The 15,815-nt window shown below is 63.1% G+C and carries 14 protein-coding genes; 4 read left to right on the top strand and 10 right to left on the bottom strand.

Features of this window, described 5'->3' with window-relative positions:
* Positions 1-103: 103 nt before the first annotated feature.
* The 4 genes from H1B27_RS19205 to H1B27_RS19190 all read right to left on the bottom strand — a co-directional run bounded on the left by H1B27_RS19205 (position 104) and on the right by H1B27_RS19190 (position 4,613).
* Positions 104-1,543: a DUF1254 domain-containing protein gene (locus H1B27_RS19205; protein WP_197967119.1), complete on the bottom strand. Its 1,440-nt coding sequence runs from the start codon at positions 1,541-1,543 to the stop codon at positions 104-106.
* 147 nt (positions 1,544-1,690) lie between these two features.
* Positions 1,691-3,121 (bottom strand): DUF1254 domain-containing protein, encoded by a 1,431-nt coding sequence (locus H1B27_RS19200; protein WP_197967118.1) that lies wholly within the window; start codon positions 3,119-3,121, stop codon positions 1,691-1,693.
* 92 nt (positions 3,122-3,213) lie between these two features.
* Positions 3,214-3,825: a hypothetical protein gene (locus H1B27_RS19195; protein ID WP_197488673.1), complete on the bottom strand. Its 612-nt coding sequence runs from the start codon at positions 3,823-3,825 to the stop codon at positions 3,214-3,216.
* Positions 3,826-4,076: 251 nt separating this feature from the next.
* On the bottom strand, positions 4,077-4,613 hold the full coding sequence (locus H1B27_RS19190) for a helix-turn-helix domain-containing protein (RefSeq protein ID WP_197967117.1): 537 nt from the start codon (positions 4,611-4,613) through the stop codon (positions 4,077-4,079).
* A 129-nt stretch (positions 4,614-4,742) separates the two neighbouring features.
* Between H1B27_RS19190 and H1B27_RS19185 the strand changes: the two genes are divergently transcribed.
* Complete coding sequence (locus H1B27_RS19185; RefSeq protein ID WP_197967116.1) at positions 4,743-5,744, top strand: helix-turn-helix transcriptional regulator; 1,002 nt, start codon at positions 4,743-4,745, stop codon at positions 5,742-5,744.
* A gap of 101 nt (positions 5,745-5,845) precedes the next feature.
* On the opposite strand, the gene H1B27_RS19180 is transcribed toward H1B27_RS19185, so the two are convergent.
* From H1B27_RS19180 to H1B27_RS19165, 4 genes are all read right to left on the bottom strand, one after another.
* Complete coding sequence (locus tag H1B27_RS19180) at positions 5,846-6,250, bottom strand: YccF domain-containing protein (RefSeq protein WP_197967115.1); 405 nt, start codon at positions 6,248-6,250, stop codon at positions 5,846-5,848.
* 319 nt (positions 6,251-6,569) lie between these two features.
* Positions 6,570-7,379: an enoyl-CoA hydratase/isomerase family protein gene (locus H1B27_RS19175; RefSeq protein ID WP_061878126.1), complete on the bottom strand. Its 810-nt coding sequence runs from the start codon at positions 7,377-7,379 to the stop codon at positions 6,570-6,572.
* 101 nt (positions 7,380-7,480) lie between these two features.
* Positions 7,481-9,025, bottom strand: a complete 1,545-nt coding sequence (locus H1B27_RS19170; RefSeq protein ID WP_197967114.1) for an acyl-CoA synthetase — start codon at positions 9,023-9,025, stop codon at positions 7,481-7,483.
* A gap of 159 nt (positions 9,026-9,184) precedes the next feature.
* Complete coding sequence (locus tag H1B27_RS19165; RefSeq protein WP_197967113.1) at positions 9,185-9,994, bottom strand: crotonase/enoyl-CoA hydratase family protein; 810 nt, start codon at positions 9,992-9,994, stop codon at positions 9,185-9,187.
* A 105-nt stretch (positions 9,995-10,099) separates the two neighbouring features.
* Between H1B27_RS19165 and H1B27_RS19160 the strand changes: the two genes are divergently transcribed.
* Together H1B27_RS19160 and H1B27_RS19155 are read left to right on the top strand one after the other, a co-directional pair.
* Positions 10,100-10,972: an SDR family oxidoreductase gene (locus H1B27_RS19160; RefSeq protein WP_061878129.1), complete on the top strand. Its 873-nt coding sequence runs from the start codon at positions 10,100-10,102 to the stop codon at positions 10,970-10,972.
* Positions 10,973-11,271: 299 nt separating this feature from the next.
* A complete protein-coding gene (locus H1B27_RS19155) occupies positions 11,272-12,849 on the top strand; it encodes a fatty acid--CoA ligase (RefSeq protein ID WP_197967112.1) in 1,578 nt (525 codons plus the stop codon).
* A 178-nt stretch (positions 12,850-13,027) separates the two neighbouring features.
* Here the strand turns inward: H1B27_RS19155 and H1B27_RS19150 are convergent, their stop codons facing one another.
* Positions 13,028-14,302: an acyl-CoA dehydrogenase family protein gene (locus tag H1B27_RS19150; protein WP_197967111.1), complete on the bottom strand. Its 1,275-nt coding sequence runs from the start codon at positions 14,300-14,302 to the stop codon at positions 13,028-13,030.
* Positions 14,303-14,516: 214 nt separating this feature from the next.
* Here H1B27_RS19150 and H1B27_RS19145 point away from each other — a divergent pair, with 214 nt between their 5' ends.
* Positions 14,517-15,296, top strand: a complete 780-nt coding sequence (locus H1B27_RS19145; protein ID WP_197967110.1) for an enoyl-CoA hydratase-related protein — start codon at positions 14,517-14,519, stop codon at positions 15,294-15,296.
* Positions 15,297-15,437: 141 nt separating this feature from the next.
* On the opposite strand, the gene H1B27_RS19140 is transcribed toward H1B27_RS19145, so the two are convergent.
* Positions 15,438-15,815 carry a DUF6285 domain-containing protein gene (locus H1B27_RS19140; RefSeq protein WP_061878132.1) on the bottom strand — a complete coding sequence of 126 codons (378 nt, stop codon included), beginning with the start codon at positions 15,813-15,815 and terminating at the stop codon, positions 15,438-15,440.

The following is a 15,815-nucleotide window of genomic DNA, read 5'->3' as shown; positions in this document are numbered from 1 at the left end:
GGCCGTCGCTGAACTGCAACGGGTGGTCACGGTCCGCGCCAAAAGTATGCGGCATCCGATCTGACCGGACCATTTGCCGAACCGATCTGCATTCGGACGTCTGTCAAACCCGCTTGATGCCAGGCGGCTGCCAGCTCCCTTCGCCGGCCGGCAGGATCGAAGGTGCTTCGCTCTTCGGCCAGTACAGGCGCATGACAAGATAGATCGTGTCATTGGGCGCAGGCAGCCAGTTTGCTTCCTTGTCCGCGCCGGGGCTGTCCTTCTGGATGTAGAGGGTGAGCGAGCCATCCTCATTCTTCTTCATGCCGGGCAACATCGGCGAGTTGATGAGGTAGCGGCTGATCGGGTTCTCGACCAGGAGTTGGCTCTTGCCGTCATACATCGTCACCGACCAGAAGGAGTTCACCGGTGGCAGTTGTCCCGCCCGGAAGGTCAGTGTGTAATTGTGCTTGCTGCCGTCGAGCGTCCGGCCGTCGCTGTCAACACGCGTGAACGGATAGGTCGCTTCCGCCGGGTCATTGCCGTAAATGCCGGCCTGAGCGGCGACGGCTCGCTTCAACCAGTCGCCATTGTAGTGGGCGCTATCGCCTGGAAGACCGCTAACGCGCCAGCCGTTGATCGCTTTGCCGGCAGATGCGACGGCCTCGTCCACCTTCCGCTGCCCCTCCTTCATGCCGAGGCCAAGCTCCAGCTTGTGCTCCAGTGGCAGGTCCTTGAAGTTGAGGGTCTTGCCCGGCCCGACCCCGATGCGTGCCAGCTTGGAGCGTATCTCCTTCTCATTATCCTGTGCCGGCGCGAATTGTAGCGCGAAGTCGAGATAATCGAAGAAGTTGGTCTTCACGAGTTCCTTGTCGATCTTGGGGAAGTCGATGGCTGGCGCGGCCGGCGGCGGCGTCTGTTTCAGATAAGCCGAGAGCATCTGCACCTTGTAGCCAGCTTGCACCTTCTTGACGTTGTCGAGATCATCCGGGCCGAAAAGCTGGGTGCGATAGCCCGCGAGGGATAACTGTGTGCTCGAACGAAACACTCGCTTGATGCCCGCCGGGGTGTCGCCCTTCCAGTCGGGCCCGACCACCATGTAGTCGCCGGCCTCGCTCCCTGTGGCTCGGGTGCCGATATACCCGTAATTGTAAGTATTGCCGTCGCAGAGCATGACCGAGTAGTAGCGCTTCGGATCGATTGCCGGCACCGAGAGCACCACCGGCTCCGCCCGCAAATCCAGCCACACGAAGGAATAGGGCGTGTCGCTATTGGGCGTGACGATCGCCGTATCCTTGTAGGTGTAGACATTCGGCTCGTTCTTGATCTGATTGAACGGTGCCTTGAACTGCCCCGAATTGCGGTCGACCGCGTATTCGTACATGATTGCATAGTTCATCACGATTGGCAGGCCGTAGATGAAACCTGCCTCGGCGATGTCCTTGGCCTCTAACAGCCTGGGCCAATCGGCTTTGTTCTGCGCAATTGCCGGGGTGGACCTCGCCGTTGTGACGGCGAGCGCGGTCATTGCAGCGGAGCGAAGCAGATCGCGTTTCGTCAACATGGGATGCTCTCCTTTGTCACCATTGTTCTTTTATTCGGCGGACGCCAGCGCCAAAGCGCTGGCGTCGATGGCGGAGCGGATGAGGTCATAGCCGCAGGCCGGACCAGCCGAGGTATTTGAGAGTTTGTGCCGTCGTATGCCTTCGGCTCAGGTGACCTGCTTGACCGGCGGAATCTTCCAAGATCCATTGATGATCGAGGGGTTCTTCTCGTTCGGCCAATACAGCCGCATCATCAGGACAAAATCGCCTGACGGTGCGGGAAGCCAGTTGGATTCCTTGTCCTTCCCCGGCGAGTCCTTCTGAATGTAGAGATCGGTGGAGCCGTCAGGATTCGATTTCAAATTCTGTCGCGCGCTGATCGAGTAGCGGTCGAGTGGATTGTTCACGAAGAAATAGTTCGAATCGTACATCGTCAGCGACCAGAACCCGAGCGCCGGCGGCAGCTGCCCCTTGGCAAATCGCAGCACGTATTTGTTGGCACCGTTGTATTTGCGGCCCTCAGCGTCTTTCAGCGATGTTGGATATACGGCGTCCTGCGGCCGGTTGGCGCCGAGCCCGATGGCGGTAACCAGCGCCCGCATCAGATAGTCGGTACCGTAGATGCCGGTCTTGGTGGTGAAGCCCCAGCCGTTCTCGTCCTTCATGTCCTTGTTGATCTTGAACTGAAGCATGATGCGATCGAATCCGATCTCCGGAACGCGCTTGACGAAGTCGGCCTTGAGCTTGCTTGCGTCGAAATCCTGCCCTGGCACGATTCCGATCCTCGCGAACTTGGCGAGTTGCGGCGCGTCGGCGGCCGCCGGCGGATTGTCCTTCATGAGCTTGCAGAGCAACGTGAAATAGGCCGTCGCATCCATGCGATTGACCTGATCACGAACAGCAGTCTTCATGTCGATGGAAGCATCGACCTTGCCTCCAGGCGGCGTGTAGGGCTTGCCATAGGAGCTCAGCGGGACCAGCCTGCATTCGTCCTGCAGCTTGTGCACCTCGGCGTAGTCTTCGGACGTGCCGGTGCAATAGATGCGGCCGAGCAGCCACACGATGCTGGTGGGCGACTTGTATTCCTTGACGCCGGACGGCAGCGTGCCCTTCCATCCCGGGCCCGTGATGGCGTAGGTCTGCGCGCCGGTACCGGTCGTCCGCTTGCCCGGCACCTGGAACACCGTCGTCCAGCCGTCCAGCATCGGGAAGAGTGCGTAACGGCCCTTCATGTCCGGGATGCTGAGCACCCACGGTTCCTTGCCGACGTCGAAGAACGCACTGGTGTAAAGCGTGTCTGCATTTGGTGCCGTCACGTCGCGGAAGGACGCATCAGGATACTTGCGCAGCTTGATGATCTGGCCCATCGGCGCGCGCGTGCCGACCGGCGTTGCAACGTTGGTGATGACACGGCGCGTCATCTCCATCGTCACGAGCGGATAGCCGAAGATATAGGCGTCGGTGGCAAGTGCGAACTCCTCGAGTCCCTCGCCGATGCCGAGAAGTTCGCCGAGCTCGGCGTGGCCCATTGTGCTTATCGAGGAACTAGCGAGCAGGCTCATGCCGCCGATCGTTACGTTGCGACGGGTGATATCCATGATACGAACTCCGTTGAAATGAAGAACTGGAAATCTTTCGATGCGTTGGTCGCTCAATTCACCGAGCTAAGGGGAAACCCGCTTCCCTCGTCTCAATAGCAGGGCGGATACGGGTAATAGCCGCATGCCGGCCGCGCGTAGGGGTGATAGTACGCAGCCGCGCCATATGCGGCGCCCGCATACATCGCGCCGCGGAACGCGCTACGCCGGGCAACGCCGGCGAACGACATCGGCGTGAATGGCCGCCCGATGATGTCGATGAAGAGGGCAGCGCCACCGTCGGCGCCGGCAAGATCGCCTTCCAGAGTCTGGACATGGAAGGTGAGCTTGTCGCCCTCGAGCTTCGGGTTCTTGAGGACCACGACGGCGTCCTTGACCGAACCATCCTTGCCCAGCACGGAAACGGTCGCGTTCGGAGGATTTTTGGTGAAACTGTCGTCACCCGATCCCCACTCCGCGATCACGTCGGCGGTCGCCTGGTGGCCTGCGGACCGTACTGGACGGTCGGCAAATATGATGGAGCTGGGCGATACGCCGGTCAAAGTGAGTGTGTCGCCTTGCAACGTGGCGCCGCGGGAGTTGAGCACGAACAGCGACGGCACGATCTCGGGTTTGGCTGAGGCTGCTGGCGTGCCGATGGTCTTCATGGACGACGGTGCCGCCGCGTTCTGGGCGAGCGACGCACTGGCGCTGCAAAACGTCATGGCCAGGGCGAGAATTGCGATAATCCGATCTAGTCCAGCGATCCGCATGTGACGTTCACTCCTGTTTGCCGCTCGTCTTTTTCGTTGGCTGTTGCCTGCCAAAACCCAATTGGTTAACGGCAGGTATTCCAAATGCCTGCATGACGCGCTTCCCGGTTCACTGACAATCGAGGCACGCTCGCACAGCGTGCAGAATGATCTCTCGATGTCGCCGCGTCTTGCCATTTCGCGCCAATCATTCCGAGGTCGAGTTAGTCATTTCGAGGTCCTGAGAAGCGCTTACCTGCCGGCTTTCGGGCAAAAGGACCGCATTTCGCGCCATTCGTCCGGTTTGACTGCTGTCGCCGATAGACGTTGGGTTGGATCTTCATCAAGCGCGCGAAGTTGCGGCTGAAGCTGCTGGCACCTGCGAAACCCAAACGCGCAGCGATGTCGGCGATGTTCTCGTCCGATTCCGCGAGCAGATGGCAGGCGGTGTCGAGCCGAACCTCCGCGACGAGCTCAGCGTAGGTGGTGCCCATCTCGGCAAGGCGGCGCTGCAGCGAGCGGGCACTGATGCCGAGCCGGTGCGCCGTTTGGGGGAGCACCGCACGGTCCTGGCGCAGCGACGCGGCGATGGCCGCTCGGACAGCGTATCGGGACGGCGTGGAGACTCGCTTCATGATGCGGCGCAAAACCTCCGCTCTTCCGACATATTCGCCAATGTTTACGCAGAAGGCGCCGCTACGTATGGCCATCGCGCGCCAAAGCGCGACTTCGCCAACCGTTGCGAAGGGTAGCACCGGCATGATGCCGCAGCGCAGCGTGGCAAGGTTGATCTTGAACTCAGTCTAAAGTAGCATCACGAGCAAGGCGCACGGTTGCATCACCTTGGGAGGCCGGGACAGCGGAAAGCCGTGACGTCCCGGGGCACGACCATGAAGGCCATTGTCGTGGCGCGCTGCGCCTTGCTTGCCCCTTTCGTTGAGGTTTTGAACGATGTCGGGGCCCCGGCTGAACGGATGCTGAGCAGGTTCGGCCTGCCAGCACATCCCGAACAGAAGCCCAATGACTACTTCCCACTCATTCCCGCACTTCAGTTCGCAACGATTGCACAATCATCGCAGGGGATTACGGATCTTGGATTTCGGGCCGTCCAACGAATGCACTTTGGTCATATGAGTGACCAACTTCAAGCTGCGGTTCGCCACGCGCCGACCCTGTTTTCCGTCTTGGAGCAATGGTGTCAGCTTATCCAGATCGAAGACAACTTCGTCCGCTATTGGCTCGAGCGTCATGATGACCTCTTGAGGGTTTGCAACAGCATCTCCGGAACTGCTGGAACTCTGCATCTCGAGCATACGCAATGGCTGCAGAACGTGATGATGGTGTACGCCATCCGCCAGTTTGCAGGGCCGAACTGGGCGCCGGCGACCATCGCCTTTGAAGCTCGATACACGCCTGGTCCCGAGACCCAATCTCGGTGGCCCCACACGCGCTTCCTGTCGGGTCAGAAGGTTTCATGGATTGATGTGCCCATTTCAATGCTGAGCTTGCCCAATCCGGTGAAGCCCGCGGCATCAGGCCCAACGGAGCGCGAGTTTCAGCGCATCGGCACCGATGCCATAACATCGCTCAAGATGATGCTTCCATCGTACCTGGATAAGGGCCCCCCCGGCATCGCCGAGGTGGCGGAGATCGCCGGGACCAGCGTGAGAAGCCTTCAGCGCGGCCTCGCAAGCGCAGGACTGACTTACTCTCGCTTGCTCGATCAGGTCAGGTTCGAGAAAGGTGCCGACTTGCTGCGCAAGACGGACGCCAGGATAATCGATGTTGCCTTCGCCACGGGTTACACCGACCCGGCTCACTTTGCCCGTGCGTTCCGCCGCATGGCGGGCATAACGCCGCGCGAGTTTCGAGAGAATTCGCCGCGAGCCTAATGATGCGAGAGTCCCACAGGAGCGTCGATCGCCGCGAAGCTCCAAAGTCTGCTCGGCCGGAGCGCACCGGCCCCAGCGACCGACATTGACGCGTCCGCGCCTCAAGCCGGCACGATCACCTTGCCGATCGGCCAGAGCGCGATGCCCGCGAGCTTCAGGTGTGCCCAGGCGAAGGGGATGCCGATGATGGTGATCGCGAGGACCAGCGCGGTCAGGACATGGCCGAGCGCCAGCCACCAGCCGGCGAGCACGAACCAGATGATGTTGCCGATTACCCCGAGCGGGCCGGTGCCGATATCGCTCATGCCGGTGACCTCGTCGCGGCGCACCGCCCGCGAGCCGAACGGCAGCAGCGTGTAGACGGCGATGTTGAACGCCGCCCGCGCCCAGGGCAGGCCGATGATGGTGATGGCCATGATGACCGCGGCGATCACCCAGCCGAACGCCATCCAGGCGCCGCCGAAGAGGATCCAGAGCAGGTTGAGCAGGATGGAAACGGGAGCCATGGGATGATCCGGAAGTCAGTGACGCCGCTCATATAGGCACGAAATCTGTCTCTGCTAAGACAGCGTAGCCCTGATGACGCGAATATCGCATTTTGCGCGAGCTGAGCGCACGCCTCGTCCTTCGAGACGACGGCTTCGCGGTCCCCTCTCCATTTTCGGCGCTGGGGCTCAGGATGAGGCTAAGCAGCATTGGCGCCCGCTGGAAGTGGCGCCGCACACCAGGTCCTCATCCTGAGGGCCCGCCGACGGCGGGCGTCTCGCGGGATGGCCGCAGGCGAAATCGCTCTCACACGCGATTGCTCTGGGGACGGACAACCGGCTACCGCCCCTCGAATTTCGGCGCGCGCTTCTCCATGAAGGCCTTCATGCCCTCGGCCATGTCCTCCGTTTTGAACAGCGGCAGGAGCTGCAGATAGACGTGGTGGACGTGGTCCTGGAAGTTCTCGGTGAGGCCCATCCGCATCATGCGTTTGGAGGCCTGCACCGCCAGCGGCGCATTGGCGGCGATTTCGCGCGCGATGGCCATGGCGCGGCCCATCAGCTCGGCGTCCGGCACGACCTCGTTGGCGAGCCCCCATTCCAGGCACTCGCGCGCACTCAGCGTACGGCCCGTGAAGATCAGCTCTGACGCCTTGGCCCAGCCGAGCATGCGCGGCAACAGCCAGGTGCCGCCGGACTCCGGCACCACGCCGCGCTTGACGAAGGCTGCGGCGAGCTTTGCCGACTCGGCCATGATGCGGATGTCGCAGCCCAGCGCGGTGTCCATGCCGTAACCAGCCGCGCCGCCGTTGACCGCGCAGATGGTGGGCTTGTCCATCGCATGCAGGACCGTGGGCGGGGTGTTGCGGAGGTTGATCGTGGTCGGGGAGGACGCCGCGCTGAGGCCGTTACCGTCGCGCTCCTTGCGCAGGTCGAGGCCGGCGCAGAACGCCCTGCCCTTGCCGGTGAGGATCACGACGCGGACGTTCCTGTCCTCATTGGCCTCGGTCAACAGGCGAGCGAGATCGTTCAGCATCGGCCCGGAGATCGTGTTCATGCGCTCCGGCGCGTTCAGCATGATGGTCGCGATATGGTCGGCGACCGTGTAGAGGACTTCGCTTGTGATGTCCCCATCTGTCGTGTCGCTCATGAAAGCCCCTCGGTCTCGTAGCCCGGATGAGCGCAGCGACATCCGGGACAGTGGTTGCTGGTCGTCCCGGATATCGCTGCGCTCACCCGGGCTACGCACCGTCAGATCTTCCGACCCGCCTGCTCCCAATAAGGATCGCGCAGGCGGCGCTTGAAGATTTTTCCGGAATCTTCGCGCGGCAGGCCGGTGCGGATCTCGATGTGCTTGGGCACCTTGTAGTCGGCCAGATGCGCCTTCAGCGCGGCGCGGACTCCGGCTTCATCGAGCGTGACACCGGCCTGCGGCTCGACCACCGCCATCAGCGCCTCACCGAATTCAGCGTCGGGGATGCCGAACACGGCGCAATCATGCACGCCCGGCACGGCATGCAGCACCGACTCGATCTCGGCCGGGTAGATGTTGACGCCGCCCGAGATCACCATGTCGCGCTTGCGGTCGCAGATGAAGACGTAGCCGTCCTCGTCGATGTAACCGACGTCGCCAGAGGTGATGAAGCCGTCGCGGTCGATCTCGGCGCGCTTCTCCGGCTTGTTGTGATAGGTGAAATCGGCCATCTCGGCCATGCGGGAATAGATCTCGCCGATCTCGCCGACGCCCAGCGCGCGGCCGTCCTCGCCGATGAAGCGCAGCTCGGCGCCCGGCGAAATCCTGCCGACGGTGCCGGGCTTCTTCAGCGCATCCTCGGAGGTCGCGAAGGTCACGGCGCTGGATTCGGTCGAGCCATAGAACTCGCAGATCACCGGTCCCCACCATTCGATCATGGCGCGCTTGACGTCTGCCGGGCATGGCGCCGCGGCATGAATGACGTGGCGCAGCGAGGAGACGTCGTACTGCTTGCGCGCCTTCTCCGGCAGCTTCATCAGGCGGATGAACATGGTCGGCACCATGAAGATGGTGTCGATCTTGTAGTGCTCGATCGCCTGCAGAAATTCCTCTGCCTCGAAGCGCGGCATCAGCACCAGCACCCCGCCGAGCTTGCCGGCACGGATGCCGAACGAGTTCGGCGCGGAATGATAGAGCGGCCCCGGCAGCAGCGCGCGGGCGCCGGGCTTGAGCCCGTAGATCATCGCGCGCATGCGCTCGCCGGCGGCCTGCTGCTCCGGCGTCGGCGCGTTGCGGCGGACGCCCTTGGGATGGCCGGTCGTGCCTGACGTATAGATCATGTTCATCGGCTGCGGCACGACCGGGCCGTCATAGGGCGGGTGTTGCACGAGCCAGGCTTCGAAGTCGATCGCGAAGTCAGACGTCGTCAGATGAGCCGGATCGATCTTGTAATTGGACAGAATCTCCGGCGGCGTCGGCACGCTGAGCACGGTGACTCCCTCAGGGATCGCATCGCGCAAGCCGTGCAGCATGTCGGCATGGCCGATCAGCACCGACGCGCGGGAGTCCTCTAGGATATAGTTGATCTCCTCCGGCTTGAAGTGCCAGTTGATCGGCACGCCATAGGCACCGAGGCGCATCGTGGCATAGGCGGCTTCGAGGAAGGCGATGTCGTTACGCATCAGCATGCAGACGCAATCGCCTGGCTTGACGCCGAGCTTGGCGAGGCCGGAGGCGATGCGGTCGCTACGGTCTGCGACCTCGGCATGGGCACGACGGCGCTCGCCGGAGACGATGCCGAGGAAGTGGGACGTTTCGCTCATTGTTGTTTTCCGATCTTTCGTCGGGTTCGAGAATGCGGCCAAACCTACCGTCGTCATTCCGGGATGCGCCAAAGGCGCAGGCCCGGAATCCATACTCCCGATCGTGGTTATGGATTCCGGGCTCGATGCTTCGTATCGCCCCGGAATGACGGCGAACTGCTAATCCGCGAATCTCGGCGCGCGCTTTTCCAGATTGGCGCGCACCGCTTCGGTTTGGTTGGCGCTGCCGATCAGCTTCTGCTGCTCGACGGACTCGGCAAGCAGCGCCGGGCCGGGATCGACCGCGAGATTGTTGAGCAGGCGCTTTGCCGCGCGGATCGCATCGGGGCTCTTCCCTGCGATCTCGCGCGCGGCATCCAGCGCCGCAGCACGCGGGTCGTCGCAGATGCGCGTGGCGAGGCCGTAGGCCATCGCCTCCTGGGCGGAAAAGATGCGGCCGGTGTAGGTGAGATCGCGCAGGATGTCGTCGCGCACGAGCGAGGCCAGGATCGGCGTGCCCGCCATGTCGGGCACCAGGCCCCATTTGATCTCCATGATCGACATCCGCGCATCCGCCGAGAGAAAGCGCATGTCGGCACCGAGCGAGAGCTGGAAACCGCCGCCGAACGCAACGCCGTGCACGGCCGCGATCACGGGTACCGGAAGCTGGCGCCAGCCCCACACCGCAGCTTGCGGAAAGTTCGCTTGGCCGTGCGTGCGCTTGGTGAGATCGCGATTTTCGCCACCCGGAATTCCGTTGCCGCCCTTCTCCTTCATGGCGGCAAAACGCCCCATGTCGAGGCCGGCGCAGAAGGCGCGGCCTTCGCCCGAGAGCACGACGGCGCGCAGGCCTTTCTCCCTGGACAGCCGCTCGGTTGCGGCGACAAGGGCCTCGAACATCGCCTGGTCGAGCGCATTCATCTTGTCCGCGCGCACCAGCCGCACGTCGGCGACGCCTTCCGAGATCGAGATCGAGACGCGCTCTTCCATGGACGAATTCTCCCCTGTTCTTGTTCAGTGCCGCTTTACAGGACGCCGGCGGCCGGATTTAGTCAATCGACCAATTAACTGACAATCCCTACGGGGGAAACACCCATGTTCAAGGAAAATCTTCTGGCCGGCCGGCGCATTCTCGTCACCGGCGGCGGCACCGGTCTCGGCAAGTCGATGGCTGCACGCTTCCTCCAGCTCGGCGCCGAGGTGCACATCTGCGGCCGACGCAAGATCGTCTGCGACGAGACCGCAACCGAGCTGATGGATCTCCACGGCGGCCGCGTCACAAGCCACGGCGTCGACATCCGCAATGCGCTCGCGGTCGAGGAGATGGTGGAAAACATCTTCCGCGAGGCTCCGCTGACCGACCTCATCAACAACGCCGCCGGCAATTTCATCTCGCGCACCGAGGAACTGTCCCCGCGCGGCTTCGATGCCGTCGCCAACATCGTCATGCACGGCACGTTCTACGTGACGCATGCGGTCGGCAAGCGCTGGATCGCCTTGAAGCAGCCCGGCAATGTCGTCTCGATCACCACGACCTGGGTGCGCAACGGCTCGCCTTACGTGGTGCCGTCGGCAATGAGCAAGTCGGCGATCCACGCCATGACGATGTCGCTGGCGACCGAATGGGGCCGCTACGGCATCCGCCTCAACACCATCGCCCCGGGCGAGATCCCGACCGAAGGCATGAGCAAGCGCATCAAGCCCGGTGACGAGGCCGGCGCGCGCACCAAGGCGATGAACCCGATGGGCCGCGTCGGCACCATGGAGGAGCTGCAGAACGTCGCGGTGTTCCTGATCTCCGGCGGCTGCGACTGGATCAACGGCGAGACCATCGCCATGGACGGCGCGCAGGCCCTCGCCATGGGCGGCAATTTCTATCAGCTGCGCGACTGGAGCGACGACGACTGGAAGACCGCGCGCGAGAGCATCATGGCGCAGAACGAGAAGGACCGGGCGAAGCGGGGGTGATGGTGTTTCACGAAAGCGGCGGCATGTAAGGGGCTGACACTTTTCCCCCACCCGCACCTGTCGTCCCTGCGGAAGCAGGGACTCATAACCACAGGGAGCAGTGTGGTGCGAGACAAGTAACTCCGAGTCTTCGCAAAATCTCTCCCTGTGGTTATGAGTCCCGGATCTGCGCGCGCTTAGGGCGCGCTTGTCCGGGACGACAGCGGAGGTCTCCCGCGCAGCGGGGCTCTCTCGTATTGTCTTTACCCGCAATTGACTCCACACTCCCGAGCATAAAAGCAAGACGTCACGGGAGAAACATGTCCACACAGCCATTGGCGAACCTCGCCGACATCGTGCGCGAGCGCGCGAAGAGCCGCGGCGATGCCATCGCTTACGAGTTCGAAGGCCGCCTCACCAGCCTTGCGGAGTTCGATATCAGGACCAACAAGGTCGCCAACGCGCTTCTTGCAATGGGCGTCAGACGCGGCGACCGTATCGCCTATCTCGGCAAGAACAGCGACCTCTATTTCGAGCTGCTGATGGGCGCGATGAAAGCCGGCATCGTGATGGCGCCGGTGAACTGGCGGCTCGCGGGGCCCGAAGTCGCCTTCATCGTCGAAGACTGCAAAGCGCCGGTGCTGTTCGTCGGGCCGGAGTTCATCACACAGGTCCGCCAGATCAGGGACCGGCTGCCCGGCGTGCGCACCGTCATCACCACCGAAGGCGGCGCACCGGAATGGCAGGATTTTGCGGCCTGGCGCGATGCGCAGAGTGGCGACGACCCGAAGGTGCCGATCGGCACCAGGGACATCGCGATCCAGCTCTACACCTCGGGCACGACAGGCAAGCCGAAGGGCGCGATGCTGAGCCATGCGAACTTCCTCAACCTGGTGCAGACCGGCAATGCCGAGGACAAGCCCGAGTGGAACCGGTGGTCGACCGACGACGTGTCGCTGGTCGCGATGCCGGTCTTCCACATCGGCGGCTCCGGCTGGGGCGTGATGGGTCTCTATCACGGTGCCCGCGGCGTGATCGCGCGCGAATTCGATCCGACCAAGGTGCTGGATTTCTTCGAGCAATCGGGCATCACGAAGCTGTTCATGGTGCCGGCGGCGATGCAGTTCGTGGTGCGGCAGCCGCGCGCCAGGACGGTGGACTTCTCGCGGCTGAAATACATGCTGTATGGCGCCTCGCCGATTCCGGCGGCGCTGCTGAAGGAGTGCATCGACGTCTTCAAATGCGGCTTCGTGCAGATGTACGGCATGACCGAGACGACAGGAACGATCGTGGCACTGCCGCCGGAGGATCACGTCGAGGGGCTCGAGCGGATGCGCTCGGCGGGCAAGGCGCTGCCGGGCGTCGAGATCGCGATCCTGGACGCGGACGGCAAGCCGCTGCCGCCGCGCCAGGTCGGCGAGATCGCGACGCGCTCGGGCTCGAACATGGCGGGCTACTGGAACCTGCCTGAAGCGACCGCCGCGACGCTGCGCAGCGACGGCTGGCTGCGCACCGGCGATGCCGGCTACATGGACGAGGACGGCTATCTCTACATCCACGACCGCATCAAGGACATGATCATCTCCGGCGGCGAGAACATCTACCCGGCCGAGGTCGAGAGCGCGCTGTGCGATCATCCTGACGTTGCCGAGGCCGCCGTGATCGGTGTGCCCGACGACAAATGGGGCGAGGCGGTGAAGGCGGTGGTGGTGATGAAACCGGGCAAGCAGGCGAGCGCCACCGACATCATCAACTTCACCCGCGAGCGCATCGCCGGCTACAAGACCCCGAAGAGCGTGGAGTTCCTGCCGGCACTGCCGCGCAATCCCTCAGGCAAGATCCTGCGGCGGCAATTGCGCGAGCCCTATTGGGCGGAGAAGGATCGAAGGGTGAATTGAACCGCGGTCTATCCATTTCGTCATCCCGGGGCGCGCGCAGCGCGAGCCCGGGACCCACATCCACAGGGTAGAGTTTGGCGACGACACGGAATTGCTTTCCCGCGCCACACTTCTCCCTGGGGTTATGGGTCCCCGCCTTCGCGGGGACGACTCGGGAGAGATAACGCGCGGTAACGACTCAATGCTTCCCCGGCCCCATATAGCCGAACAGGAACCCCGCCACTTTCCGCATCTGGATCTCCTCGCTGCCTTCGGTGATGCGATATCTCCGGTGGTGGCGGTAGATGTGCTCGAACGGCTTGTGGCGTGAATAGCCCATGCCGCCGTGGACCTGCATGGCACGATCGGCGGATTCGCAAGCGAGGCGATTTGCCCAGTAGTTGCACATCGAGACGCGGTCGGAGAGCGTACGCTCGATCTGCTCCTCGGTGAGCTGGTCCATCTCCCAGGCGGTCTTGCGGATCAGAAGGCGCAGCATCTCAGCTTGCGTCGCGAGCTCGACCAGCGGGAACTGGATCGCCTGGTTCTCGGCGAGCGCCCTGCCGAACGGTTTTCGCTCACGCGCGTATTTGACGCTCTCATTGATGCAATAGACCGCAGCGCCCAGCGAGCTCGCCGCCTGGCGGATCCGATTCTGGTGCACGAAGCACTGCGCCAGCGACAGGCCGCGACCGACTTCGCCGAACAGCGCATCTTCCGGCACGAAGACGTCGGTGAAGCTGACGCGGGGATGATCGGTCGGCATGTTGAAGGTCCACATATATTCTTCGACCTTCACGCCATGGCTCTTCGCGGGCACCAGGAAGCAGGTGATGCCGCGGGCATCGCCGTCATTGCCGCTTGTCCGCGCGAACAGCGCGCAGTGCGTGGCGACGTGCATGCCGGTGGTCCACATCTTCTCGCCGTTGATGATCCAGCCCTTGACGTTGTCGCGGGTCGCGGGCACCGCGCGCGTCTCCATGTGGGTCGCGTCCGAGCCGTGATGCGGCTCGGTCAGGCCAAAGGTGATGCGGTACTTGCCCTTGATCGAGCCGTCGATCATCGCCTTCTGGTCGTCGCGGCCGTAGCGGTCGAGCATGGTGACGACGGGGAAATTGCCGACGATGGAATGCTCGTTCTGGAGATCGTTGTGCAGGCCGAGGCCCTTGGCCGCGAAGTGCTCGCGGATCACGGCCATCCAGAGATTGGAGCCGTCCTTGCCGCCATATTGCTTCGGTACCGGAAAACGCAGATGGCCGGCAGCGTCGGCGAGATCCTTGGCCTTGCGCAACAGCGCTTCCCATTCGTGGCGCGGCAGGCCGCCATTCTCGAAATCGGTACGTGCCCATTCACGGCGGTGGTCGAAGAAGCGGATGTTGTCGTCGGCCTCCTCCAGCGGCTTGATCTCGCGTTCGATGAAACGTTCGAGTTCTCCGAGATAGGCGACGAGATCGGCAGGCAATGAGAAATCCAAAGCTTCTCTCCCGGATTGATTTTGTCGTTTTGCGTTAAGGCGCTAGGCGCACTCATGTTTCGCATGATTAAGGTGAGAAGAGCGCGTGCAAGTCAAGCAAGCCGAGGCGTGTGGCGCGCGCAAGGCGCACCAGCGCAATTCGATGGTACTCCGCCGCCAGCGCGCGGTAGTATGTCGTCAAATATTCCTTCACGAGAAAATGCGGGAGCGCGCGATGGAGCTGAAATTCTCAAAGGTGGAACGCAAGGGGCCGATCACGATCGTCACGCTGTCGCGGCCCGAAGTCTACAACGCGCTGCACACAGATGCGCATTTCGAGCTTCAGAAGGTGTTCGACGATTTCTCAGGGGATCCCGAGCAGTGGATCGCGATCGTCACGGGCGCCGGCGACAAGGCGTTCTGCGCCGGCAACGACCTGAAGTGGCAGGCGGCCGGCGGCAAGCGCGGCTGGGACAAGGGCGGCTTTGCCGGCCTCACCTCCCGCTTCGACTGCGACAAGCCGATCATCGCCGCCGTGAACGGCGTCGCGATGGGCGGCGGCTTCGAGATCGCGCTGGCCTGCGACCTGATCATCGCCTCGGAGAACGCCACCTTCGCCCTGCCCGAGCCACGCGTTGGCCTGGCCGCACTCGCCGGCGGCCTGCACCGGCTGCCACGCCAGATCGGGCTGAAACGCGCGATGGGCATGATCTTGACCGCACGCCATGTCAGCGCCAAGGAGGGCCATGAGCTCGGCTTCGTCAACGAGGTGGTGCCGCAGGGCGAGGCGCTGAACGCCGCCCTGCGCTGGGCCGAGACGATCGCCAAGAACTCGCCGATGTCGATCCGCGCCTCGAAGCAGGCGATCCAGAAGGGGCTTGGCGTGTCGCTGGAGCAGGCGATCGAGGAGCAGCGCGAGTATCCGGCAGTCAAGGCGATGGTGGCCTCGCAGGACTATATCGAGGGCCCGAAGGCGTTCTCGGAGAAGCGGCCGCCGAAATGGGTGGGGAGGTGACCGCGTTTCTCTCCGCTCGTCATTCCGGGGCGCGCCGACAGGCGCGAGCCCGGAATCCATTAGGCGGCAGAACGCGCAGATGAATGGATTCCGGGTTCGTCGCTGTGCGACGCCCCGGAATGACGGCGGATGGAGCGTCGTTTACCCGCCCCGCTCCAGCTCCCGCTTGTAGGACGCATAGTTCGGCTGATCGACGGCGAGCTTGTCCATCGTGGTCGCCCACAGGTGCTCGGCGAGGCCCGGGGTTGCGAGATCGATTTCTCCCTTGGCGATCCGCTCGGCGAGTGCGCGGTTCAGCTCCATGACCGAGCCGTCCTCGCCGAGCAGCGCGCGCAAGCGCTCGACCTCGTTGGCATCACTCCCCTCCTCCCGCGTCAGCTGTCGCGTGACGAGATCGAGGATGTTGATGGCGACGCGCAGCTTGAAGGCCTGGTGGCCCGAGATCAGCGGCGCGATGTCGTTGCGAAGGAAATCGGCGACCGCTTTCGTCAGCTCGATCGGTGTCGGTTCGTCCTGCAT

The organism is Bradyrhizobium diversitatis, assembly GCF_016031635.1.
GTDB classification, from domain to species: domain Bacteria; phylum Pseudomonadota; class Alphaproteobacteria; order Rhizobiales; family Xanthobacteraceae; genus Bradyrhizobium; species Bradyrhizobium diversitatis.
The sequence above is the reverse complement of the archived record's forward strand: the minus strand, read 5'-3'. Positions and strand labels throughout refer to the sequence as shown.